The sequence below is a fragment of the Stenotrophomonas sp. 115C5 genome, from assembly GCF_056861055.1.
The window spans coordinates 83985-105715 of the sequence record NZ_JBSPUQ010000001.1; the positions used below are offsets into that span (position 1 = coordinate 83985).

Genomic DNA, 21731 nt, shown 5'->3' on the forward strand with positions numbered 1-21731 from the left:
AAGGCTACAGCCTACCGGCCCCGACGCCCTGCCGCCAAGGCGGGCTCAGGACCCCAACGCCACCGCGGCCGGTTCCAGTTCACCGTCTGCGCCGGTCCAGGCCTGCAGCAGGCGCTCGAATCCACCGCTGCCAAGCAGGAAGCCGGGCCACGCGGCATCGACAATCTGCGCCAGCAACTCCGGCTCGATCCGCCGCGTGCCCATCGACCAGCGCGGAAATGCGCGCTGCACCACGGGTGCACGGCACAGCACCTTCAGCTGCACGTGGCTGCGCGCGTTGAGAATGCGCTGGAACACCGAATCGATGCCGTCCTCCGGGCCCTCGAGATACTGCAGGAAGCGTGCTCCGTCGAACATCAGGACACCGGTGACACCGGCTACACGATTGAATGCCGTGGCGTCGGCCAGCAGGCGGTCAAGATCGGTTGTCTGCAGATCGGCGCGGGCCTCACTGGCATAGGCAATCGCGTGCAGCGACATCAGGTGGCTCCCCCCCTGGGAACGATGGCAGGGACTATGACATGAATGCGATCGACAGTTAAGCACGCCGCCGTGATGCAATCCGGTCGCGGCACCGCAGGTGGGCTACAATCGGCGCCGCGCTGCAGGCCCGGATGGCGAAACTGGTAGACGCATCGGACTTAAAATCCGCCGGGGGCAACCCCATGCCGGTTCGATTCCGGCTCCGGGCACCATACGCACGCAGCACCCCCTCTCAGATCGCCCGCGAGTAACGCGGTTGCTCGTGCGCGGCACGCAGATACGGGTCGAAGCACATCGCCAGCAACCGCAGCAACGGTCGCCCAGGTTCGCTGGCACGCACCACGCCATCGCGGTACTCGGCCAGTCCGTCTTCCTGCAGCCGCTGTACCGAATGCAGGTCCTCGGCGAAGTACTGCTCGAAATCGATGCCATGGCGCCGCCCCAACAGGGCGCCATCCACCTCGCCCTGGCACATCAGCTGCTGGATCAGTTCCGCGCGCAGCTGGTCGTCGGCACTCAGCGCCACGCCGCGCCAGACCGGCAGCTGGCCCTGGTCCACCGCATCCTCCCACGACGGCAGGTCGCGCGGATTCTGGCTGTAGGTGGCACCGATGTGGCTGATCGCACTCACGCCCAGGCCAAGCAGATCGGTATCGGCGTGGGTGGTATAGCCCATGAAGTTGCGATGCAGCTGGCCGGCGCGCTGTGCGCGTGACAGATCCTCCTCCGGCAGCGCGAAATGATCCATGCCGATGTACTGGTAGCCGGCCGCAGAGAGCTTCTCCACCGCCAGGCCCAGCAGCGCCAGCTTGTCTTCCGGCGAAGGCAAGCGGCTTTCGTCGATCTGCTTCTGCGCGCGGAACAGATGCGGCAGATGCGCGTAGCCATACACCGCCAGGCGATCCGGGCGCAGCGCCAGCACCAGTTCGAGGGTGCGGCCGAATCCTTCCAGGCTCTGCCCCGGCAGGCCATAGATCAGGTCGACGTTGACCGAACGCATGCCGCTGTCGCGGCAGGCGCGCAGGATGTCCAACGTCTGCTGCACACCCTGTATGCGGTTGATCGATTCCTGCACCTGCGGGTCGAAATCCTGCACGCCAAGGCTGGCCCGGTTGAAGCCCAGCCGCGCCAGCATGGCGACGTCGCGGGTGTCGATGAAGCGCGGATCGAGTTCGATCGAGAAATCGCGCTGCGGCGAATCACTGAAATCGAAGCGCCGGCGCAACCCTTCCACCAGCGTGGTCATCGCCTCGGCATCGAGGAAATTCGGCGTACCACCGCCCAGGTGCAGCTGGATCACCTCGCGGCCATCATCGAACTGCGGCGCCAGCAGGTCGGCCTCGGCCAGCACGCGCGAGACGTAGCTGTGGCCACGACCGCGATCTCGGGTGATCACCCGGTTGCAGCCGCAGTAGAAGCAGGGGCTGGAACAGAACGGCACATGCACATACAGCGACAGCGCGCGGGCCAGCTGGTTGCTGTCGGAGATCGCCTGGCGCAGCGCCGGCGCGTCGAAGCCATCATGGAAATGCGGCGCGGTCGGATACGAGGTGTAGCGCGGGCCCGGCCGGTCGTGCCGGCGCAGAAGGTCGGGGTCGAAGGTCCAGGCCAGGCCACCGGCGGCGGGAGAGAACGTGTCCATGCCGCCAGCATCGCGCCGGGCGGCCTGCGCCGCCTTGACCCAGATCAATCCTTGCCGGGGATCCCCAGCACCGGCAGGCCTACCTGCGGCCAGCGCAGCATCTGGTAGCGCTTCCAGAAGGTGTCACCGATGCGCGCGGCCACGTCGTTGGCCAGCTCCTGCATCGGCGGGTTGTTGCATTCGGCAGTGGTGATCCGGAACAGCACCAGCCAGCGGTCGAACAGGTCCTTGTCCAGCTCGATGGCCATGTGCTTGGACATCGGCGAGCCCTTGAATCGGCGGGTGCCGCGCAGCATTGCCGACCAGAAGTCGACCAGCTGCGCCAGATGCTCAGGCCAATCGTGGACGTGCGCCTCGAACACCGCTCCCAGCCGTTCTTCCTCACGCACGCGGGCATAGAAATCGTGAACCAGGCGGGTCACTTCCTGCTCGGTGCACAACTCGGGTGAGGCGACGGGGAGGACAGGCGGCGGTGTTGCGTTCATGGCGTACCCAAAGCGTGCCGGCAGTGTGCCGCACCCAGGCGGCAGCGCCGTTGATCCAGATCAATGTCGGCGCAGTCCGCTGCACCTAGGCTGCCACGCTTGCAGGAAGCATGCCCTGCGGATACAGCGCCGACCCTGGCGAAGTATACGCGCCGCCCACTTTTCGATCCGGGACAGCATGAACAGACCTTCTCCCAACCGCCGCCAGCGGCTGATCCAGCAGTGGGGCGCCATCCTCTGGCCCAGCTTCATCGCCGCCGGCGTTGCCAGCGTGGTGTTCTTCGCCTTCGTCGATCCGTTGCGCCTGCAGGCCATCAGTTTCCCGGGCACGGCAATCAGTCGCGAACTGGGCTATACGGCGGGATTCTTCATGTTCTGGACGGTAACGTCGCTGTCCAGCGCGGTCACCTGGTACCTGCAGCGGCCCATGCCGAGCGATGACGACGACGAGCTGCCGCTGGGATGAGCACGTCCTGCACCCGTATTCCTCGCCCCTGGCACTGGCGCGGCACGCTCAGCGCCGCCTTGCTGGCGCTGTTCTACGCACTGCCGTGGCTGCGCTGGGAGGGTCGCCAGGCGCTGTTGCTGGACATCAACGCGCGGCGATTCGACCTGTTTGGCTGGACGTTGTGGCCCAGCGACGCCGGCGTGCTGATCGGACTGCTGGCGGTGCTGGCGGTGGGCCTTGCGCTGCTTACCCACCTCGCCGGGCGCATCTGGTGCGGCCATGCCTGCCCGCAGACCCTGTGGCGGCGCGCCTTCGACGGGATCGCCCGCAGCGCGGCCCGCATGCTGCCTGCACCTGCTGTACGCCCGGCCACCCAGCTGGCCTGGGGACTGCTATCCGTGTGGACCGGCGTTACCTTCGTCGGCCTGTTCAGCCCCATCGCCGAACTGTTGACCGCTGCGCCCCACGCCGGCTGGAGCCGCTGGGAAACCTTCTGGGTGCTGTTCTATGCAGTCGCGACCTGGGGCAATGCCGGTTTCCTGCGCGAGCAGGTCTGCCGCTCGCTGTGCCCGTTCGCACGCATGCAGCCGCTGCTGACCGATCCGCACACACCGCGCATGCTGTACGACGCCCGTCGCGGTGAGCCGCGCGGGCCACGTCCGTCCGGGCTTGGCGGAGTACTGGGCCGTGGCCGCGGCCTGCTCGACCCGACCACTGCGCAGGACTACGTATTCCGCGCCGCGCATCCGCTGCTGGCCGGACCGATGCCGACCTTCAGCGCCGACCGCCTCGGTGACTGCATCGACTGCGCTGCTTGTGTCAGCGCCTGCCCGATGCAGCTGGACATCCGCCAGGGGCCGCAGGCCGATTGCCTGGCCTGCGGCGCCTGCCTGGAGGCCTGCGCACAACAACAGCACCGGGCCGGTTTCGGTCCGGGGCTGGTGCGCTACTGCAGTCCGCAGGCGATGGCTGGACAACCGAAGCGCCTGTGGCGACCCCGGACCCTGGCCCTGCTGTCCTTGTTGCTGGCGCTGCTTGCCTGCGGCGCCTGGCGCCTGCTCTGAATCAACGCGACCCGTTGGCGTGCGGCGGCACAAGCTGCGCACGCCGGACGATGCCCAGCTGTTCGATGATCAGCGCCATTTCGTTGGTGACTTCGGTACGCTCGGTCCCCTGCGGGACCAGACGGTCCAGCACCTGCTGGTAGGTATCCCAGAACGCCGGACCGCATCCGTGTTTGTGGTAACTGGCTTCCAGTTCGCGGCGTACCCGTTCAGCCAAGCCATGCATGCCGTATTCCATACGACCTCCGTTGGACTTGTTCTGCATTGTTGACGGTCTACCGACTCACTTGCGTGCTACTGAAAGACTCCCAGGCTTCACGCTTGGTTGACTCCAATTAGTCATAGATTTCACGACAGGTCAATTACATGCAGCGACTTTCGCGATTGAAATTATTAATCGTTCACGAAACTACATACGGGGACCCGGACCCCGCGGATGGGGTGAAGCCGACAGTAAGCGGGACCCAGGGACCGACACCTCCAGTAGATGGCGCCGATTGTGATTCTCAGATCGATCGATCTTACCTATTTTGCTAAGCATACTTAGCAAAAGGCGCTTAGCGTGCTAGATGCGACAAAAGGCGGCGCAAGTCAGATGGATTCGCCCGCCGACGCTTCTGTCGTGGGGAACAGGTTCGGATAGCGCTGATGCAGGATGTATTGCCGCAGGGCCGGAATCGGGAAGTCCCTCGGCCATTGCGACACTGCGGAACGGCTTATGCCAAAGAAGCGTGCCAGTTCGGCGTCGGTGCGGAATCCCAGCCGGGTGCGCACCTGCCGCTTGCTCCAGAATTCGGTCACGGTCGGTCCTTCTGTTAACCAGACTGATTCTTGCGACAAGGCTTCTTCGCAATCCACGCGTTAAGCTGGCTTGCATAGATGAATACTCTCGGCCAACGACTCGCGGCAGCCATGAAGAAAGCCGGGCACCCACGCCCGGCCGATCTGGCACGCGCCGCCAAATCAACGACAGCAACCATCAGCAACTGGCTCAACGATCACGTGAGCGCCTCGCACGTGAAAGCCGAACAGCTGTTCCGCATCGCAGATGCGGCCAAGCTGGACGCCCGCGAACTGCTGTACGGGGTCAGCGGGCTCGGCGTCGGTGAGCCCGGCAGTGCCTACATCCCCAGCCAGGCCCATCTGGATGTCTGGCAGGACGCCTACGAGCTGGTCAGCCATCTGGTGGCCGAGAACGGGCTGGAGATCGACCACCGCCGCCATGCGGCGCTGGATCTGCTCGCGTTCGAACTGCTGATGGATGGCTTCAGCCGCAGCAAGGTGGCTCGCGTTCTGACGACCTCGATGACGTGAATGCACCGCCGCTGGTAGCATGGACCGCGATGGGGATGGGGCTCCCCCGATAACCGCCTGAGAAGGCTGATGGCTCCTGCCAGGACGAACCCGGTGTTCGTCGACGGCAGGTCGTGCCTGCCCTCGGCGTTCGCCATTGACCCTGCGAACCCGCATTCGAGGCACGCCATGCAAGCATTGAACAATTATTTCCTGGTCTTCGTCGGCGGCGGCATCGGCGCCTGCCTGCGCCACGCCTGCAACCTGATCGGCGCGCGGGTGGCGGTCGGCAGTCCCTGGCCCTGGTCGACCTTCCTGATCAACATCAGCGGTGCGCTGCTGATGGGCGTGGTGGTCGAGGTCTTCGCCATGCGCAATGGCGCCTCGCCGCAGCTGCGCCTGCTGCTGGCCACCGGCATCCTCGGCGGCTACACCACGTTTTCCACCTACGCGCTGGAGATCGGCCTGCTGCTGCAGCGTGGCCAGCATGGGCTGGCGGCACTGTATGCCGGTGGCTCGGTGGCGCTGGGCCTGGCCGGTCTGTTCGGTGGCATGAAGCTCGCCCGGCTGGTGCTGGGCTGACCGATCAGGCCGCGCTGGCCCGCGCCTGCCCGCGCCATTCCCGTGGCGACTGCCCGGTATGCGCCTTGAACGCGCGCGACAACGCCGCTTCGCTGCCATAGCCCACATCGTCGGCGATCCGCTTCAGCGGCCGCCCCTGCCGCAGCGCCTGTTGCGCGAGTCCGACCCGCCACCCCTGCAGGTACTGGCCTGGCGTGGTGCCCATCGCCTCGCGGAAGCTGGCGGCGAACACGCTGCGTGACATGCCGGCGACCTCGGCCAGGTCTTCCAGGGTCCAGGACTGTGCGGGCGCTTCATGCATCGCCACCAATGCCAGCCGCAACCTCGGATGACCCAGCCCGGCGAACAGGCCGCCGCGCATCTCGCCACCTTCCATCAGCTGGCGCAGCACCTGGATCATCACCACCTCGAACAGCCGGTTGACCATCGCCGCCCGCCCGCAGCGCTGCTCGAACGCCTCCTCGAACAGCAGCTCCAGCGCCGCGTTGCCGCCATACAGGTCGGCCAGCGGCAGGCAGATGAAATCGGGCAGCGCAGCGCTGATCGGATTGAGTCGGCCGCCCTCGAAATGCAGGTTGGCGCAGGCCATGTCGGCGCCCTGCTGCGGGTCGGTACTGAATCGATGTGGCATCGGCCGCGGATACAGCAGCAGGCTCGGCACTTCGACCTGCACGGTCTGCTGCCCGTGACTGACCTGCAGCGGCCCGCGCCGCACCAGGTGCAACTGACCCGCCTCGTCCTCGCCGTCCACCGTGTTGATACCGCACAGCGCGCCGGCATGGAACACCGAGGCAGTGACCGCAAAACGTTCGAGCAGGATGGCGAGACGGTCGACCATGGCGGGACTCCGGGTCAATCAAAAAGGGCTCAATGCGACAGATCGTATCGGAATCAACACTGAAAAGGACGGCACTGGCCGCGTGATCCCCCGGGCGCTATACAGGCCGTACGTTCCCGCGCATGGAGGCACCGATGTCTCTCCGCATCGCCTTGGCCCTGTTGCCGCTGCTGCTCGCGGCCCCGCACGCACTGTCCGCCTCACCCTCGAAGATCGAACACCTGGCCTGGCTGGCCGGTTGCTGGCAGCTTGATGGCCAGTCGGCCGGTGCCGGCGAGCAGTGGTCCATCCTGGCTGGCAACACCCTGTTCGGCAGCAGCCGCACCCTGCGGGACGGCCGCACGGTGGGCTTCGAGTTCATGCAGCTGCGCCAGCACGATGATGGACGCCTGGTGCTGACCGCCCTGCCCTCTGGCCAGAACGCCACAGACTTCAACGCCACCCGGGTCGATGGCAATGAAGCCGTGTTCGAGAATCCCGCCAACGACTTCCCGCAGCGTATCCACTATCGGCGCCTCGACGACCAGCGCGCGCATGCGCGCATCGAGATCGCGCAGGACAATCCGAAGCAGGCAATGGACTTCCCGATGCATCGCGTCGCATGCGGTGGACCGGTGCCCGCGACCTGACCGGCACCGCGCCCAGTCCTACGCCGTATGGCGGATCACCACGAAGCCCTCTTCCGCGGCCGGTGCCACGAAGTGGCGGGTGATCTGTGCGAACTCCTCGTCGCTGGCCTGGAACGGATGCTCGCCGAGTGCATTGCGCGCGCGCAGCCGCGCCTTGCAGACGTCGTCGGCAACATCGAGGAAATGCAGTTGATGTGCAGCGCCAGCCGGCGAGAACACTTCACGTGCCCACGCGCGGCTGGCTGGCGTATTGAATGGAAAATCGAGCACCACCGAAACACCCGCCTGCAGCAATGCGCGCAGATGATCGGCCAGCACAGTGCGCAACGTGGCTGCGCGCTGCAGATAGTCGGCAATGGAATGGATTTCGCCCGGGTACAGCGCCGCCAGCCATGCGTCTTCGCTGATCAATACGTGGCGCGGCGCCAATGCCAACTGCTGAGACAGGGTGGATTTGCCGGCACCGATCTTGCCACACACCAGGTGCAGGGTCGGCGCAGGGTCGTTCGATGAAGAGTCGTGCATCTGCGTTCTCCTTGGTGGATTCATCTACCCGGGAGAGCGCTGCATGCAGCCCGCCTTCCCGGGCGGGCTGCATGGCCGTGACGACCGCGCGCTACCCCGCCTTCCCGTGAGGAATGCGGATAATCGACGCGGTGCTGAGCAGGGCCATGCCGCCAGCGTAGAGCGCCGCCTGTTCGGCCCGCAACCCCCTGCGGCAGTGCAGCGCGCGCAACGTTTCGTTGGCATCTATGCTCGGCGCCATTCCCGCATGGAATGACCCCGATGCGTCCCTTGCTTCGATGCGCTGTTGCCCTCTGCCTGCTGCCCTGGATGACATCGCTGGCTGCACCGCCGACGGCGGCACGCATGCTCAGCGGCGAACTGCAGGGCGCGCCCTGGCGGTTGGATGTACCGGCAGACTGGAACGGCGACCTGGTGATGCTGGCCCACGGCTATGAGCCCGTGGGCGTGCCGCGCACCACGCCGATGGCCGCCAACGACAGCACGGCAGCGCTGCTGGGCGCCGGTTACGCCGTCGCGCAGAGCGCATACTCCAGCCAGGGCTGGGCGGTGACCGATGCGATTACCGATACGGAACGCCTGCGCCAGCAGGTAGTGGCTGAACTCAAGCATGTGCGCCACACCTGGATGCTGGGATTCTCGATGGGCGGTGCCGTGACCATTGGCAGCCTCGAGCGCTTCCCGCAGCACTATGCCGGTGGCGTGTCGCTGTGCGGTGCCAATCTCAGTGGCGAACAGATCGCGGCCGACCTGCTGACCACGCTGGTCGCGTTCGATTATTTCTTCCCCAAGGCGAAGGGGCTGCCGGGCACCGGGTTGGCATCGCGCGAAGCCGCCGCGCTGCCACAGGGCGAGTTGTACCAGGGCATCGCCAATGCACTGCAGCACGATCCATTGCACGCCGCGTTGCTGGCGCAGCGGCTGCAGGTCTCCGCTGATGCACTGGCCGGCACGATCAGCCTGCATGCGCTGGTCCTGCATGAACTGGCCACGCGCAGCGGCGGCATGCCGGTCGGCAACCTTGGTGTGGTGTACAGCGGATTCGGTGACGACGCCGCGTTCAATGCCGGCGTGCAGCGCATCGATCCCGTGCCTGCGGCGCAGGCGCATGTCCGCAATGCGCTCGCATTGACCGGCGCGGTGAAGCGACCGCTGGCGATCCAGTTCAACCACAACGACCCCACCATCGTGCCGCACATGCAGGCGGTGTATCCGCAGATGGCCGCACGGGCTGGCGCGCGACCATTGCCGCGCGTGCTGCCGCCAGTGGGCGAAGGGCATTGTGGCTTTTCGGAAGCACAGGTGGTCGACGCCTTGAAGGCGGTACAGCACTGAGACCACCGCGTGCCGCAGCGCATCAGGACCGTCCAGCAAGTGCTGCTATGGTGGCCCGGCCCATTGACGGGCACACAAAGGACTGACGTGATGATCAAGACGACCTTGAAGACCGTGATGCTCCTTGGCATGGCCGTGACCGGGCTGGCCTTCGCCGCAGGCCCCTGTGAATTCTGCAGCCAGCAGTACGAATATTGTCTGCGTGCAACCTCAGGCCCACTGGCCAAGACACCCGCAGAATGCCTGGCCCAGTACAAGATGTGCCGCGAAATGGATTGCCAGTCCTCCTGACCGGCATCCGGCCGGCTCCTGCGGGAGCCGGCTCAGCCGGCGATGCCGCCAAGCGCTTACGATGCAGGGACCGGTGCAGCACCCGCCACCTCCCTCCCTGCAGAAGCAACGCACACGATGGCCTTCTTCGAACGACTGAGCGACACCCGCTACCTGCCGACCGAACACACTGGCGGTGCCTGGAACATCCGCGAGCAGCACATCGCACCGGCGATCGGGCTGCTGGCGCACCACCTGGAACGCGACGCCGCAGCGCGCGGCCACGGCTTCCTGATCGCGAGGCTGTCCTACGACATCCTCGGCACCATTCCGATCGAAGCGATGGAGGCCGACGCACAGGTGCTGCGCGGTGGTCGCACCATCGAACTGGTCGAAGCCACGCTGCGCCATGACGATCGCCCGGCGCTGCGCGTGCGTGCATGGCTGATGCAGCCGAACGATACGCAGGCCATCGCCGGCACGCCGATCGCTGCTATCGCACCACCGGAATCAATGCCCGCGTGGGATCCAGGTACGGTGTGGCCAGGTGGTTTCATCAAGAGCGTGGAGATCCGCCGGTACGACCAGGGGCCCGGCCGGGCCACTTACTGGGCGCGCGCGAAGCACGCGCTGCTGGACGGCGAGCCGGTCAGTCCACTGGCCCGTGCCGCCACCCTGTTCGATCTGTCCAATGGCATGGCCGTGCGCGCCGATCCGAAGGAAGTCGCCTTCCCCAACCTCGATCTGACCGCGCACCTGTTCGGCATGCCCGAAGGCGAGTGGCTGGGCTTCGATACGTCGGTGTCGTTTGGCCACCAGGGTCTCGGCTTGACCAGCACGGTGCTGCACGATGCACGCGGTCCGATCGGCATGCTCGGCCAGGCACTGACCGTGCGCCCGTGATCCCAACGGGCGGCGTCAGCCGCCCAGCGTGCCCATGGTGAAGGTGTAGCCGGAGCTCATCAGGAATTCGCGCATGCGCATTTCGGCGCGCCGCGGTGAGGCCAGGTTGGCCGGGGCGTACAGAGCATAGACCAGGCCCGATCCTTCGATATGCTCGCGGCGGACTTCGCAGCGGGCGGTTTCCGAGGCAATCACCCATCCGTCTTTCAGCCGATCCGGTCCGATGGATTGCCCGTTCTTGAGCCGAAAGGTCAACCAGCGCACATCTGCCATGATTTTGCTCATTTCCGATTCGCTCCGTGCCGCAAGCGATCCGTAGTGTCCTTGCTCGCCATTGCAGCTCCCTAAGACGTGGAACTCGACCATAGCGCCTTTCCATGTCGCAGGTGGCTGAGACTGACCGCAGGGCTCAGGTCGCCAGGGTGAACAGCCGCCACAGTGCCTCGCGCCCCGGCGGAGTCAGGCGTAGTTCGCGCCGGCCCTCGACGCGTCGGAGCCAGTCGTTGCTCACGAAGCTGTCCAGCATCGCCTCGCCGACCAGGCCCGCCAGATGTGGACGCCGCTCGGTGCAGTCCAGGCACCCCCTGCAATAGCGCGCAGGCTTGGCCGCGACGGGCTGCCTGAGTAAATCGGCCAGTGGCTGGCCCAGTCCTCGCAGGAAATCGGCACCGCCCTCGCTCACCCGCCAATGCCCCAGGCCCGGCAACACATGCCCCGCCCTCAGCAAATGGTCGGTGATGGCCACCGCGTGCACGCCGGCCAGGTGTCGATAGCAGGAACGTGCCTCACGCAACGCCGGCATGCTGCGCGATGCGGAAGCCGTGCAGGACGGCGTGCGGTCAGCAACGCGCAGGATACCCTCCAGCATGTCGGCAACCTCGTGCGAGGCCAGCCGGTGGTAGCGGTGGCGCCCCTGCGCGACAGACACCAGCAGATCGCCCTCAACCAGCCTGCGCAGATGCGTGCTCGCCGTCTGCGGTGTCACTCCGGCCACGCGAGCCAGCTCCGTCGCGGTATACGCACGCCCATCCATCAGCTGCAGCAGCATGGCCGCGCGCGCCTGGTCGCCGACCAGGGCACCGACGCTGACAAGGGAACCAGGGGTGTGGACCATGGCCGCATTGTGGCACGCCGTCGCAGGCCAACAGTTCGATGCAGGCCGAAGCGTCGGCACCGTCTGCCAAGGCACAGTGGCTACCCCGTTAGCGCAAGGCCTGCCGTGAAAAACGCTCCGATCCCCCGCCGCCGCATCACCCCTTCAGTCCTGTATCCGGGCACGCCGGTGCTGCTGATGACCACGCTGAACGACGACGGCAGCAGCAACATCAGTCCGCTGTCTTCGTTCTGGGCCCTGGGCAACCGGGTGGTGCTGGGCCTCGGCGTGCAGGGCCAGGGCTATCGCAACCTGCAGTTGCGCAACGAGTGCGTACTGAACTTCCCCTCATCCGCGCAGGCCGCACAGGTCGAGGCCATCGCGCGGGCGACAGGCTGCGATCCGGTGCCCGCTGCCAAACAGGCGATGGGCTACGTGCACGTGCGCGACAAGTTCGCGCTGGCCGGCTTCAGTGCGGTCGCATCGACACACGTCGCGCCAGAGGCGATTGCCGAGTGCCCGCTGCAGGTGGAAGTCAGCGTGATGGCGATGCACCCGCCCGGCGAGGATGACGGCCAGGGCTTCGTGATCGTTGAAGGACGGATCCGTTGCGTGCATGCGCACGAAGCGATCACCGTGGCGGGCACCCAGCACATCGACGTTGCGCACTGGAAACCGCTGATCTACCTGTTCCGCCACTACGTGGGCGTGAGCGAACCGGTCGGGCGCAACTTCCGCGCGGAGACCCCTATGGGCGCTTCTGCCTAGCTCCCTAGACCGTTTCGCCCTGCAGATCGAGCACGGCCGTGGTCCAGCGGCGCTCTCCCAGCGTAGCCACCATGCCGCCTCGATAGACGAAACGGCGCGCGTGACCGTCTTCAATGAAGCAGGTCTCGTTCTGCATTGGCACATAGCCCGCAGAGGCATAGTGCCGATGATCCAAGGCGAACAGCACGGCGAAATCGATACCGTGCCGACGCAGCTCCGCATGGGCCGCCTCGATCAAGCGCGAGGCAACGCCTTGCCGGCGAACGTCGGCACGCACCACCACGCCGCCGATCAAGCCTATGCGTTCCGGCTCGCCATCCAGCAATACGTTGCGTTCGTACAGCGCAAGGTGAGCGACCACATGATCGCCTTCCATCGCCAGGACCAGAGCGACCGGCCCCGGGATAGCATAGCCGTCGCCCTGCATGTCCGGGAACGCCTCGCGGAGCAGATCCTCCGCTTGGTGACGGTGATCCGGCGCCACGCGCTCCCTGCTGGATACCTGAACGTGCATTGCCCTGTCTTCCTGGAACATGTGTCCAGCCTCATCGTGCCACGGAAACATGACCGTGCCCGCGGCAACATTTCACCGTCAGTGCAGCGAGATCCAGTACGAGACGATATCCGCGTAGCTGCCCGCGCGTTTGACTGCCCGCGGCTCTGTGCCAATTACGCTGAAGCCCAGCGATTCATACAGCGCGCGCGCGGCAGTGTTGTCCGCCAGCACCGTGAGGTTGAGCGATTCAATGCCTTCCGCGCGCGCAGCCGCGAACGCTGCAAGAAGAAGCTGGCGGGCGACACCCTGGCCACGATGTTCGGTGCCCACATGGACACTGTGCACTTCCGCCGTATGCCGTCGCGCCATTCGCATCGGGCGTACATAACGCAGGAAGCCCGCAAGCATGCCGTCGATGAAAGCGCCGAAGTAGCGCGCACCAGGATCAGCAAGCTGGGCGCGCATCACCTCCGCCGAGTCATTCTGCGCCTCGGCCAGCGTGGACAGGAACGCCGCAGGCGACTCGCAAAGCGCCTGCAACCGCGCTTGCCAGAGAATATCGGCGTCGTCAGCGCTGAGTTGCCGGATAGGCATGCGACACCCCCGTGAAGTTGTTGATGCACAGGTGCCCAGCGTAGCGCGGGTCCACTGATGCGGCGTGCATGCAAGAATGTGGAACGTCCTTTTTCATTCTCCGCCATGACTGAACTGCAGATTCCCCGCGTTGGATGCGGCGCCGTCGTCCGTGATGCCGACGGCCGCATCCTGCTGATCCAGCGCGGACGCGAGCCGGAGCGCGGGCATTGGGGCCTGCCCGGTGGCAAAGTCGACTGGATGGAAACGGTGGAGGCCGCCGTGGTCCGCGAAATCCGCGAGGAAACGGCGCTGGAAGTGACGCTGCTGCGCCTGCTGTGCGTGGCCGATCATTTCGAGCCTGCGCTCGCGCAGCACTGGATCGCGCCGATCTTCGAGGCTCGGGCAGCTGCGGGTGCCGACGCCTCCATCCAGGAGCCGGGGGTTCAGACCGGGCTGGGCTGGTTCGCGCTGGATGCTCTGCCCCAGCCGCTCACGCAGGCCACGGTGCAGGCGCTGGCCCGGCTGTAGCGGGTATCGATCCGGGCGCGTGCCGGCATCCAGGCAAACAAAAAGCCCTGACCGAGGTCAGGGCTTTTCAATTGGAGGCCTCAAGCGGAATCGAACCGCTGTAAACGGATTTGCAATCCGGTGCATAGCCACTCTGCCATGAGGCCAACGTACTGCGCGCCAGGAACGGAGCCCTGACAAGACAAAACCCCAAGATGGGGCCTGTCGGAACATGGAGCGGGAAACGAGACTCGAACTCGCGACCTCAACCTTGGCAAGGTTGCGCTCTACCAACTGAGCTATTCCCGCGTAAGCCGACATGGTACCGGAAATCCGGAAAACACACCAGCGATTTCACTTTTCTGACTGCGCGTAAAGCCTTGTGGCCCAACGTGCCCCGCCTTGCCGTTGCGAGAGAAAAACAAGGCCCCTACCGGGGCCCTGTAGAATCTGGAGCGGGAAACGAGACTCGAACTCGCGACCTCAACCTTGGCAAGGTTGCGCTCTACCAACTGAGCTATTCCCGCAGATTCCGTTCGACCTGCGTCGAAGGAGCGCTATTGTGTCCAAATTCCTTCACGCCGTCAACAGTCTTCACATCGTGAGGTCACGGGCGTCCGCACTGGGGTACGCTGCCCCGCCCGGCCCGGTTCGTCCATGTTCCTTCGCGGCACGCCCCTGTTGATCGCCCTGCTGCTGCACCTGCTGGTGGCGTTGCTGTATTGGGTACTGATTCCGCTGGGGATGAACGGGTATCGCGACCATTTCGGCTTCACTTCACATCGTGACATCGGCCTGGGCATCGCCCAGTTTTATCTGTTCTGGATGTTCATTGGCGCGCAGCCGCTGATCGCGGTGTTGCGGCCGCTGTTCGCCAAGCTGTTGGTGCTGGCGATCCCCTTGGCGTTCGCGACCTGGACACTGATGCACAACCACCCGCTGCGCCTGCTGTACTTCACCATCGGGCCCGGCCTGCTGGCACTGGCCGCGATCGTCACATCCGCATGGTATGCATCACGCAGCCGCCTGCCCGCCACCACGGACACCGCCGATGCCTAGACGCTACATCCGCCTGTTCTGGTTGCTGGTCGCGTTGACCTGGTTGGCGCTGATCGCCGCACTGGTCAATACCGGCTTCACTCCGGACTACTGGCTACTACATCGTCTGGAAGGCGCCGAGCTGCCCTACCCGACCAGCACCGTCATCGTGTTCGCGTTGCTGGGTACGGTTGAACTGGTGGTAGCCGCCTTGATCGTGCGGCCCTGGAGACTGAAACGACTGTGGCTGCGCCTGCTGATCGCCTTCGTTCTGCTGCTGGCGTGGTCGGTACCGTGGATGCTGTCGGCCATGCACCAGCCACCCGTGCACGGCATGCATCTGCTGTGGTTGCTGCTGCTGGACGTGGGCCTGCTGCTGGCGCTGTGCGCGGTGTCGGCGGTGAGCGCGTGGCGGACACTGAGGCATCGAAAGGGCCCATAGACGGCCCCACCCCAACGCCTACTTCCGGAACTCCACGCGCACATGCTGGCCGAAGCGCGCCTTGGCTTGCCCGTCGAACTCCAGCACGCATTCCACCACCTTGGCTACGCCACGCCCTGCATCTTCAGGCAGGCGCGCCTGCGCGAACACCGGGCTGATGCGCACCACGCGTGCCGGCGGCAGCGTGCCGGTGTTCTCGGCGCCATCGCTGTCCGGCACCACGATGGCGTGCATGCCGACCTGCACGGCGTCGGCATAGGCGGCGCTGAGTTCGGCACGCACCTGCAGCGGGCGCGCCGGCAACAACGAGATCGCCGGCTTGCCGGCCTGCACGAAGGCGCCAAGGCCCGGCACCTGGCCGACCACCGTGCCGGCTTCCGGTGCGCTCAACGACATCTGCTGCAGTTTCAACCTGGCGTGTTCCAGCTTGTGCTGCGCCATGTCGACCTGCGCACCGGCCACGTCGACATCGGCGCGCACACCCGCCAGCTGCTGCTTGGCCGCATCGGCCTGCTGGTTGGACGACACGCCTTCGCTGGCGCCGGTGGACAGGCGGGTGGCATTGCGCTCCAGTTCGCGCAGCTGCGCCTGGCTACCCTTCAGACGGTCATTGGCCAGGGCCAGATCAGCGGCGGCCATCGCCACCTCCTGCTGCAACAGGGCGCCATCCAGCGACAGCAGCAGCTGCCCCTTCTTCACCGTGGCGCCCTCCTTCACCGGGGCGGCAGTGATCGAGCCATCCACCGGCGGCGCCAGTGCGATCAGCCCGCCTTCGACGTCAATGATGCCCCGCGCCACGGCAACCTTGCTGGCGGCGGCTGCATCTGTCCTGCCCAAAGGCGCCGGTGCAGCCGCGGGCGCGTCCTTGGAACAGGCACCGAGCAGCAATGCCGCGGACAGGGCCAGGCTGAGGGGAAGCAGGTGCGACGTCTTGGTCATGGGGCGGACTCTACAGTTTCGTTCTGGCGGCGGTCATCACGAACCATGCCGTCTTCCATGGCGATCACCCGATCGGCATGCCGGATCAGGCGCGGATCGTGGCTCACGCACAGCACGGTGGCGCCATGCGCACGTGCGTAGCGATGCAGGATGTCGATCACGCGCTGGCCGTTCTCGGCGTCCAGCGCGCTGGTGGGTTCGTCGGCGAAGATCAGCGTCGGCGACTTGGCGAAGGCGCGGGCAACGGCCACACGCTGCTTCTCACCGCCGGACAACTGCGCCGGGCGCATGTTGCTGCGGTGGCTGAGGCCGACTTCTTCCAGCGCACGGCGCGCCAGCGGTTCGCTTTCACGATTGCTCATGCCGCGGTAGCCCAGTGGCAGCTGCACCTGCTCCAGCGCGGTCAGTGCCGGGAACAGGTTGAAGCCCTGGAACACGAAACCGACATGGTGCAGGCGGAAACGCTCCACTTCGCTGCGGCTCATGTGGCCCACATCCTGGCCGAGTGCGTGCACACGGCCACCATCGGGCGCGGACAAGCCGGACAGCAGCGACAACAGCGTGCTCTTGCCGCAACCCGACGGGCCCGACACCAGGGTCAGCTCGCCAGGATAGATGTCCAGCGACAGGCCACGCAGCACCGGCACCTGCACATCGCCGGACATGAAGCCCTTTTCCAGTGCGTCGGCCTGCAGGGTCGGGGCAACGGCGCGTGTAGAAGTCATCGGCCGGCCCTCAACGCAACAGCAACGATGGATCGGAGCGAACCACGCTGCGAACCGCCATGATGCTCGACAGCATGGCCATCACTGCAACCAGCGCCACGCAGCCGAGGATCACCATCGGCGTCAGCTGTACCGGCACGCGCTGGGACTGCGCGATCAACAGCACAGCGGTGCTGAACGCTGCGGCCAGCAGCATGCCCATGCCACCGATCAGCAGGGCCTGCTCGAACACCACCCGCGCCAGCGCATAGCGACCCGCACCAAGTGCATTGAGCGTGGCGTACTCGCGCACCGACCCGGCCACCACCGACGCGAACGACTGGTTGGTGATCACCGCGCCAACGAAGCAGACGATGACGGCCATGAACAACACTGCGATACCTGCGCCGGTATCGAACAGCCAGTACTGCTGCGAGCGGCTGGCAAATTCCGGTGCGGTCCAGAACTCGACCGGTGTGGCCTGGCCCATCGACGCTGCAAGGCGGTCACGCACGCGGTCGGCCAGCTCCGGCGAGCGCAGGCCCGCCACGAAATAGGTGCTGCCCTCGTGCGGATCAGTACCGGCGATGGCGCGCGCGGTATCCAGCGAGGCCAGCACGTTGACGCCACCCAGGCCACGCAGTCCCGGCTGCGCGGCAACCACACGCACGGCCTTGCCGTTGATCCAGGCGCGGTTGTTCTGCAGGTCCACGCCCAGCGTATCCAAGTCGGCGCTGTCGACGATCACGGCACCCGGTTCGCGCAGCTGTGCACGCACATCGGTCGGCAGGATGCGCGCGAACATCATGGCGTCGTCACGGGTGGAAATGCCGGACAGGTACACCGACACATTGCCGGTACCCTGCGCGCTGGAACGCCATTCGCCGTCGACCCACTCGTAGGGTTCGACGCGGGTGACATCCGGGTCCATGCGCAGGTGGCTTTCGACATCCGCGCTGATCGCATGGCCGTAGTTGACACTCTGGGTGCCGGGGAAACCGGCCCAGATATCGGCCGAGGATGCCTTCACGTAGATCGCGGCGGTACCAAAGATGCCCAGCACCAGCGCCGCCTGCACGATCAACAGCACGCCGGCGAAACACATCGCCAGCACCACCGGCAGGAACCGGCGCCACTCATAGGCCAGGGTCTTGCGGGCCAGCGCGATCATTGCTGTTCGCCCTCACCCTCAGCCGGCAGCGGGGCTCCGCCGAGGGCACGGTACAACGACGCGAAGGCCAGCACGCGCGCACCCTGCGCGCCGATCAGGTCGGCCTGCGAGGCGAGCGCGGCACGTTGCGTGTCCAGCCCATCGAACTCGCTGGACAGGCCCAGCTGCACCTGCCGCGCCTGGCGCTTGACCTGCTGGTCGGCGGCCTCATTGGCCACACGCAGCGACTGGATACTGCTGTCCTGGCGCGCCAGGCTGCCCAGCGCACCTTCTACTTCGCTCACGCCTTCCAACACCGCCTTGCGGTAGCCGAGCAATGCGGCGTCCAGCTGCTTCTCATCGGCCTGGAAACGCGCGCGGCGTTGACCCCAGTCCCACAGCGGAATATCGACGTACGGACCGATCGACGGACTGGAATCGGAATTGGAGCGAGCGTTCTGGGTAAGGTTGTAGGCGTACAGGATGGAGCCGCCAAGGCTGACCCGCGGATACATCGCGGCGCGCGCCGAACCCTTGCTGGCGGCAGCCTGCATCACCTCCGACTCGGCCAGCAGGATCTGCGGACGATGGCGCAGCAGATCGGCGGGCACCTGCTGCAACGAGAACGTGCCCAGCTTCGGCGGCGTGCGATACGCGCGCCAGGCCGGATCCGCGCCGTCACGGCCCAGCAGCAATGCCAGCGCGCGGGCCGCGTTGTCGGCGTTTTCCCGAGCCTGTGCGATGGCGGCGCGGGTGGCGGCCTGGCGTGCACGCAGGCGGTCCAGCTCGCCCGGCTCATCCAGGCGCAGGCGCTGTCGGACCAGAGCCAGTTGCTCGCCGCGGACATCCACGGTCTGTTGCCGGGCCAGCAGGTCCTGCTGGGCCTGTGCCACGGTCAGGTCCAGATAGCTGCGCACCACGTCGGCAATCACCGCCACTTGTGCGGCATTGCGCAGCGCCTCGGCATTGCCGGCCGAGGCCTGCGCGCTGAGCTGCGCACTCTCGGCGGCGCCGAACAGGCCAAGGTCCCAGATCGCTTCGATGCCGGCATGGAAATAGGTATCGACCGCAGCAGCGTCCTGCACCTGCTTTGCGCTGGCCGAGATTTCCGGCAGGAAACGCGAGTCGGAGGTGCCGGCGACGATCCGCACGGCCTGCAGCCGCAGCGTGGCCTGCTGCAGGTCGAGGTTGCCTGCGATGGCCTGGTCCACCAGTCCGTCCAGCGCCGGGTCGGCCAGCACCTTCCACCACTGCCTGGCGTCCACCGCCACACCCTGCCCCTGCGGCACCTGGGTCCAGGCGCTGGGTGTGCGATCAGGCAGGTCCGGGACGGACACCGACATGCAACCCGCCAAGGCCAGGGTTGCCAACAACGCGCCGGGGCGCAGCACTGCCTGCAGGGAGAGTCCACGCCCTGTCCTGGGCACTGCCACTGAAGTGATACGCCTGACCACCAGCCCGCCAACGTGTAGAAGGAGCATGAAGGCTACCGTGCGATTGTGGAGCGAACATGGAGAAATCGTCCGAAAAAGGTCACAGCACGCGTGCGGTTCAGGCAACGCCGACCCAGCCTTTCACTACGCTTTCAATGCGTTCCCGGCACGGAACACTGGACGACTTTCACGGCGTATTGCACATTGCGGCACTGCCTTGCTTCGATGCTGCCCGACCGTGAAACACCCTCGCCGCTGGCTGCTGATTGGCTCGATCACGACAGCGACTGTCGGTGTGATCGTGCTCGTCCCGACAACCCCACTGGTCTCGAACGCCCTGCTCCTACTGATGGAGCGCAGCAACTTCATTCCCGATGAATCTTCGATCTTCACCTTCGAGCCATATGCCATCAACCAGCGCTCGTCGAACTACTGGTTGTACGGAAAGGATCGCACCTACTACTACCACTTCACCTACGAGGATGACGTTCCCTACGTCTACATCCCGCAGGACAACCGCTGCCCCGGTTTCGACCGGCAGAATGCCCGGACCTGGTGCAGCGCCCTGCCCGGCAAGGCACACTAGCGCGTGGGTGGTGCAACCGGTGTGACAAACGAAAAACGCCCCCTTGCGGGAGCGTTTTTCTTGAATCTGGAGCGGGAAACGAGACTCGAACTCGCGACCTCAACCTTGGCAAGGTTGCGCTCTACCAACTGAGCTATTCCCGCAGATTTCGTTCGACCTGCGTCGAAGGAGCGCTATTGTGTCGATATTGCTGCACGGCGTCAACAGGAATTTTCACCTGAAGTGAAGGGCGGCGTTCAGGCCTCCAGGACCGATACCTCAGGTCCGCAGGCCACGGCGGTGGAAGTAGACCTGCTCGGCAATGCGCCGCGTGGCCGCCGTGTGCAGCAGCGCGTTGAGCGGCCAGTCGACCTGCAGATGATCCATCGCCCAGCGCAGCAGGCGCTTGCCATGGAATGCCGGCGCCACCTGCCGCGCCACCCGTTCCGCTTCCGGCCCTTGCCCGCGCAGATGGCGGGCCATCGCCTCGCCGACCGCCCAGCCATGCCGCCACGAGGAGTGGATGCCCCCGGCGGAGAGCGGCGAGACGATGCCCGCCGCGTCGCCGGTCAGGATCACGCGTTGGCCGGTGATCGGCCCATCCGGCCGGCCGCAGGGCACCAGGCCGGCGCGGGTGGCCGAGGGACGCGCCGAAGGCGGAATGCCGACCACATCGCGCACGTGGCCGAGGAAACCTTCAATATCCGGCGGCCGCACCGGTTGCGGGTCATGACGCAGCGCCAACCCGACCTGCAGGCCGGTTGGATTCTGCGCGACCCAGCCGATGTAACCCGGCGCGTAGCGCTTGCTGACGAAGCAGTGCAGCGCGTCGCCCTGCGTCACCTGCAGGCCGGCGAACTCACGTTCGACGCCGTAGAGGTTGTCACGCACCTGGCCGAGCCCGGTGCGCTGTGCCACGCGTGAGCGTGCACCATCAGCGCCAACCAGATAGGCACATCGCCCTGCCCCATCCACCAGCCAGCCGTCACCATTGCGATGTGCATCGGTGAAGGACTGCTGCAGGCGCAGGTCGACACCATTCGCGCGCAGTTCGCTGGCCAGCCAGCGCATCAGGTTCGGCGTATCGGTGGTGAGGAAGTAATAGCCCGGCGCGGCCAGCAACACGCTGCGCAGATTCGGCGCATACAGGCGCACGTTTGCGACGCGTTGCACGAGATGTTCGGGCATTCGCCCCAGCCAGGTCTGCTCCATCGCCTCTTTCACCACGATGCCGGTGGTGTGCAGGCGCTCGCCGGGGTCGGCCTTGCGTTCCAGCACGCAGACGCGCAGGCCGTACTGGGCAGCAGCCAATGCGCAGGCGGCACCGGCGAAACTGGCGCCGACGATGACCACGTCGTGATCGTAGGCGGAAGGAGTGTGGAGCATGGCTGCATCGTCCTGGAGGAACGGAGATGCAGCTTCGAACTGCCGCGTGGTGAGGCGAAGGAGTGGCGGTGAAGTGGGGATGAAGCGGGTTCTACGCAAACGAAAAACGCCCCCTTGCGGGAGCGTTTTTCTTGAAT

At 65.9% G+C, this 21731-nt stretch carries 29 protein-coding genes, 5 tRNA genes and 1 riboswitch; of the genes, 14 read left to right on the forward strand and 20 right to left on the reverse strand.

The window, feature by feature from the left end:
- Positions 1–45: 45 nt before the first annotated feature.
- Positions 46–480 carry a BLUF domain-containing protein gene (locus AC13FN_RS00370; protein WP_010486035.1) on the reverse strand — a complete coding sequence of 145 codons (435 nt, stop codon included), beginning with the start codon at positions 478–480 and terminating at the stop codon, positions 46–48.
- Positions 481–608: 128 nt separating this feature from the next.
- Between AC13FN_RS00370 and AC13FN_RS00375 the strand changes: the two genes are divergently transcribed.
- Positions 609–695: transfer RNA gene (locus AC13FN_RS00375), tRNA-Leu, on the forward strand.
- A gap of 20 nt (positions 696–715) precedes the next feature.
- Here AC13FN_RS00375 and hemN read toward each other — a convergent pair.
- Together hemN and AC13FN_RS00385 are read right to left on the reverse strand one after the other, a co-directional pair.
- Positions 716–2125: an oxygen-independent coproporphyrinogen III oxidase gene (gene hemN / locus AC13FN_RS00380; protein ID WP_054171433.1), complete on the reverse strand. Its 1410-nt coding sequence runs from the start codon at positions 2123–2125 to the stop codon at positions 716–718.
- Between the two features lie 44 nt (positions 2126–2169).
- Positions 2170–2610: a group III truncated hemoglobin gene (locus tag AC13FN_RS00385; protein WP_019337199.1), complete on the reverse strand. Its 441-nt coding sequence runs from the start codon at positions 2608–2610 to the stop codon at positions 2170–2172.
- A gap of 178 nt (positions 2611–2788) precedes the next feature.
- Between AC13FN_RS00385 and AC13FN_RS00390 the strand changes: the two genes are divergently transcribed.
- Both AC13FN_RS00390 and AC13FN_RS00395 read left to right on the forward strand, forming a co-directional pair.
- Complete coding sequence (locus AC13FN_RS00390; RefSeq protein ID WP_049436583.1) at positions 2789–3076, forward strand: hypothetical protein; 288 nt, start codon at positions 2789–2791, stop codon at positions 3074–3076.
- Positions 3073–4122 (forward strand): 4Fe-4S dicluster domain-containing protein, encoded by a 1050-nt coding sequence (locus AC13FN_RS00395; RefSeq protein ID WP_482984328.1) that lies wholly within the window; start codon positions 3073–3075, stop codon positions 4120–4122. The genes AC13FN_RS00390 and AC13FN_RS00395 overlap by 4 nt, the downstream gene beginning before the upstream one ends.
- 1 nt (position 4123) lies before the next feature.
- Here the strand turns inward: AC13FN_RS00395 and AC13FN_RS00400 are convergent, their stop codons facing one another.
- Together AC13FN_RS00400 and AC13FN_RS00405 are read right to left on the reverse strand one after the other, a co-directional pair.
- Complete coding sequence (locus AC13FN_RS00400; RefSeq protein WP_019337197.1) at positions 4124–4360, reverse strand: hypothetical protein; 237 nt, start codon at positions 4358–4360, stop codon at positions 4124–4126.
- A 353-nt stretch (positions 4361–4713) separates the two neighbouring features.
- Positions 4714–4923: a helix-turn-helix domain-containing protein gene (locus AC13FN_RS00405; protein WP_010486042.1), complete on the reverse strand. Its 210-nt coding sequence runs from the start codon at positions 4921–4923 to the stop codon at positions 4714–4716.
- A 111-nt stretch (positions 4924–5034) separates the two neighbouring features.
- Here AC13FN_RS00405 and AC13FN_RS00410 point away from each other — a divergent pair, with 111 nt between their 5' ends.
- Both AC13FN_RS00410 and crcB read left to right on the forward strand, forming a co-directional pair.
- A complete protein-coding gene (locus AC13FN_RS00410; RefSeq protein ID WP_010486043.1) occupies positions 5035–5436 on the forward strand; it encodes a transcriptional regulator in 402 nt (133 codons plus the stop codon).
- Positions 5437–5458: 22 nt separating this feature from the next.
- Positions 5459–5522, forward strand: a riboswitch (Fluoride riboswitch).
- Positions 5523–5604: 82 nt separating this feature from the next.
- Positions 5605–5997: a fluoride efflux transporter CrcB gene (gene crcB / locus AC13FN_RS00415; protein WP_005412844.1), complete on the forward strand. Its 393-nt coding sequence runs from the start codon at positions 5605–5607 to the stop codon at positions 5995–5997.
- 4 nt (positions 5998–6001) lie between these two features.
- Here the strand turns inward: crcB and AC13FN_RS00420 are convergent, their stop codons facing one another.
- Positions 6002–6835, reverse strand: a complete 834-nt coding sequence (locus AC13FN_RS00420) for an AraC family transcriptional regulator (RefSeq protein WP_482984327.1) — start codon at positions 6833–6835, stop codon at positions 6002–6004.
- A 134-nt stretch (positions 6836–6969) separates the two neighbouring features.
- On the opposite strand from AC13FN_RS00420, the gene AC13FN_RS00425 reads away from it, so the two are divergent.
- Positions 6970–7464, forward strand: coding sequence for a DUF6265 family protein (locus AC13FN_RS00425; RefSeq protein ID WP_482984326.1), 495 nt, complete (start codon positions 6970–6972; stop codon positions 7462–7464).
- Positions 7465–7482: 18 nt separating this feature from the next.
- Here AC13FN_RS00425 and AC13FN_RS00430 read toward each other — a convergent pair whose 3' ends face one another.
- Positions 7483–7989, reverse strand: coding sequence for a P-loop nucleotide/nucleoside kinase family protein (locus AC13FN_RS00430; RefSeq protein WP_049455314.1), 507 nt, complete (start codon positions 7987–7989; stop codon positions 7483–7485).
- 261 nt (positions 7990–8250) lie between these two features.
- Between AC13FN_RS00430 and AC13FN_RS00435 the strand changes: the two genes are divergently transcribed.
- The 3 genes from AC13FN_RS00435 (at position 8251) to AC13FN_RS00445 (ending at position 10497) form a co-directional block, all read left to right on the forward strand.
- Positions 8251–9324 carry a hypothetical protein gene (locus AC13FN_RS00435; protein ID WP_241877053.1) on the forward strand — a complete coding sequence of 358 codons (1074 nt, stop codon included), beginning with the start codon at positions 8251–8253 and terminating at the stop codon, positions 9322–9324.
- A gap of 90 nt (positions 9325–9414) precedes the next feature.
- Complete coding sequence (locus AC13FN_RS00440; protein WP_197654468.1) at positions 9415–9615, forward strand: hypothetical protein; 201 nt, start codon at positions 9415–9417, stop codon at positions 9613–9615.
- A gap of 117 nt (positions 9616–9732) precedes the next feature.
- The gene (locus AC13FN_RS00445; RefSeq protein WP_482984325.1) at positions 9733–10497 is read left to right on the forward strand and encodes a thioesterase family protein; all 765 of its coding nucleotides are present in this window, start codon (positions 9733–9735) and stop codon (positions 10495–10497) included.
- 15 nt (positions 10498–10512) lie between these two features.
- On the opposite strand, the gene AC13FN_RS00450 is transcribed toward AC13FN_RS00445, so the two are convergent.
- Positions 10513–10782 carry a hypothetical protein gene (locus tag AC13FN_RS00450; RefSeq protein ID WP_043402175.1) on the reverse strand — a complete coding sequence of 90 codons (270 nt, stop codon included), beginning with the start codon at positions 10780–10782 and terminating at the stop codon, positions 10513–10515.
- 124 nt (positions 10783–10906) lie between these two features.
- A complete protein-coding gene (locus AC13FN_RS00455; RefSeq protein ID WP_197643860.1) occupies positions 10907–11611 on the reverse strand; it encodes a helix-turn-helix domain-containing protein in 705 nt (234 codons plus the stop codon).
- Between the two features lie 105 nt (positions 11612–11716).
- Here AC13FN_RS00455 and AC13FN_RS00460 point away from each other — a divergent pair, with 105 nt between their 5' ends.
- Positions 11717–12358, forward strand: a complete 642-nt coding sequence (locus AC13FN_RS00460) for a flavin reductase family protein (RefSeq protein WP_159359988.1) — start codon at positions 11717–11719, stop codon at positions 12356–12358.
- A gap of 4 nt (positions 12359–12362) precedes the next feature.
- Here the strand turns inward: AC13FN_RS00460 and AC13FN_RS00465 are convergent, their stop codons facing one another.
- Positions 12363–12893 (reverse strand): GNAT family N-acetyltransferase, encoded by a 531-nt coding sequence (locus tag AC13FN_RS00465; protein WP_230080551.1) that lies wholly within the window; start codon positions 12891–12893, stop codon positions 12363–12365.
- A gap of 57 nt (positions 12894–12950) precedes the next feature.
- Positions 12951–13448, reverse strand: a complete 498-nt coding sequence (locus AC13FN_RS00470; protein WP_482984324.1) for a GNAT family N-acetyltransferase — start codon at positions 13446–13448, stop codon at positions 12951–12953.
- A gap of 57 nt (positions 13449–13505) precedes the next feature.
- Here AC13FN_RS00470 and AC13FN_RS00475 point away from each other — a divergent pair, with 57 nt between their 5' ends.
- Positions 13506–13958 (forward strand): NUDIX domain-containing protein, encoded by a 453-nt coding sequence (locus tag AC13FN_RS00475; protein WP_482984323.1) that lies wholly within the window; start codon positions 13506–13508, stop codon positions 13956–13958.
- Positions 13959–14030: 72 nt separating this feature from the next.
- Here the strand turns inward: AC13FN_RS00475 and AC13FN_RS00480 are convergent.
- The 3 genes from AC13FN_RS00480 to AC13FN_RS00490 all read right to left on the reverse strand — a co-directional run bounded on the left by AC13FN_RS00480 (position 14031) and on the right by AC13FN_RS00490 (position 14464).
- Positions 14031–14104, reverse strand: a tRNA-Cys gene (locus tag AC13FN_RS00480).
- Between the two features lie 66 nt (positions 14105–14170).
- Positions 14171–14246, reverse strand: a tRNA-Gly gene (locus AC13FN_RS00485).
- Positions 14247–14388: 142 nt separating this feature from the next.
- Positions 14389–14464: transfer RNA gene (locus tag AC13FN_RS00490), tRNA-Gly, on the reverse strand.
- A 130-nt stretch (positions 14465–14594) separates the two neighbouring features.
- On the opposite strand from AC13FN_RS00490, the gene AC13FN_RS00495 reads away from it, so the two are divergent.
- Both AC13FN_RS00495 and AC13FN_RS00500 read left to right on the forward strand, forming a co-directional pair.
- Positions 14595–14996, forward strand: a complete 402-nt coding sequence (locus AC13FN_RS00495) for a hypothetical protein (RefSeq protein ID WP_460131841.1) — start codon at positions 14595–14597, stop codon at positions 14994–14996.
- A complete protein-coding gene (locus tag AC13FN_RS00500) occupies positions 14989–15417 on the forward strand; it encodes a hypothetical protein (protein WP_482984322.1) in 429 nt (142 codons plus the stop codon). Before AC13FN_RS00495 ends, AC13FN_RS00500 begins: the two co-directional genes overlap by 8 nt.
- A gap of 18 nt (positions 15418–15435) precedes the next feature.
- Here AC13FN_RS00500 and AC13FN_RS00505 read toward each other — a convergent pair whose 3' ends face one another.
- Genes AC13FN_RS00505 through AC13FN_RS00520 form a run of 4 tightly spaced genes read right to left on the reverse strand, consistent with a single transcriptional unit; the run spans position 15436 to position 19691 of the window.
- A complete protein-coding gene (locus tag AC13FN_RS00505; RefSeq protein WP_241873840.1) occupies positions 15436–16356 on the reverse strand; it encodes an HlyD family secretion protein in 921 nt (306 codons plus the stop codon).
- On the reverse strand, positions 16353–17081 hold the full coding sequence (locus tag AC13FN_RS00510) for an ABC transporter ATP-binding protein (protein WP_460131837.1): 729 nt from the start codon (positions 17079–17081) through the stop codon (positions 16353–16355). The genes AC13FN_RS00505 and AC13FN_RS00510 overlap by 4 nt, the downstream gene beginning before the upstream one ends.
- 10 nt (positions 17082–17091) lie before the next feature.
- The gene (locus AC13FN_RS00515) at positions 17092–18231 is read right to left on the reverse strand and encodes an ABC transporter permease (protein ID WP_043402958.1); all 1140 of its coding nucleotides are present in this window, start codon (positions 18229–18231) and stop codon (positions 17092–17094) included.
- The gene (locus AC13FN_RS00520) at positions 18228–19691 is read right to left on the reverse strand and encodes an efflux transporter outer membrane subunit (protein WP_482984321.1); all 1464 of its coding nucleotides are present in this window, start codon (positions 19689–19691) and stop codon (positions 18228–18230) included. The genes AC13FN_RS00515 and AC13FN_RS00520 overlap by 4 nt, the downstream gene beginning before the upstream one ends.
- A gap of 190 nt (positions 19692–19881) precedes the next feature.
- Between AC13FN_RS00520 and AC13FN_RS00525 the strand changes: the two genes are divergently transcribed.
- Positions 19882–20229 carry a hypothetical protein gene (locus AC13FN_RS00525; protein WP_482984320.1) on the forward strand — a complete coding sequence of 116 codons (348 nt, stop codon included), beginning with the start codon at positions 19882–19884 and terminating at the stop codon, positions 20227–20229.
- A gap of 67 nt (positions 20230–20296) precedes the next feature.
- On the opposite strand, the gene AC13FN_RS00530 is transcribed toward AC13FN_RS00525, so the two are convergent.
- Both AC13FN_RS00530 and AC13FN_RS00535 read right to left on the reverse strand, forming a co-directional pair.
- Positions 20297–20372, reverse strand: a tRNA-Gly gene (locus tag AC13FN_RS00530).
- A 115-nt stretch (positions 20373–20487) separates the two neighbouring features.
- Positions 20488–21594: an NAD(P)/FAD-dependent oxidoreductase gene (locus AC13FN_RS00535; RefSeq protein WP_482984319.1), complete on the reverse strand. Its 1107-nt coding sequence runs from the start codon at positions 21592–21594 to the stop codon at positions 20488–20490.
- Positions 21595–21731: the final 137 nt, after the last annotated feature.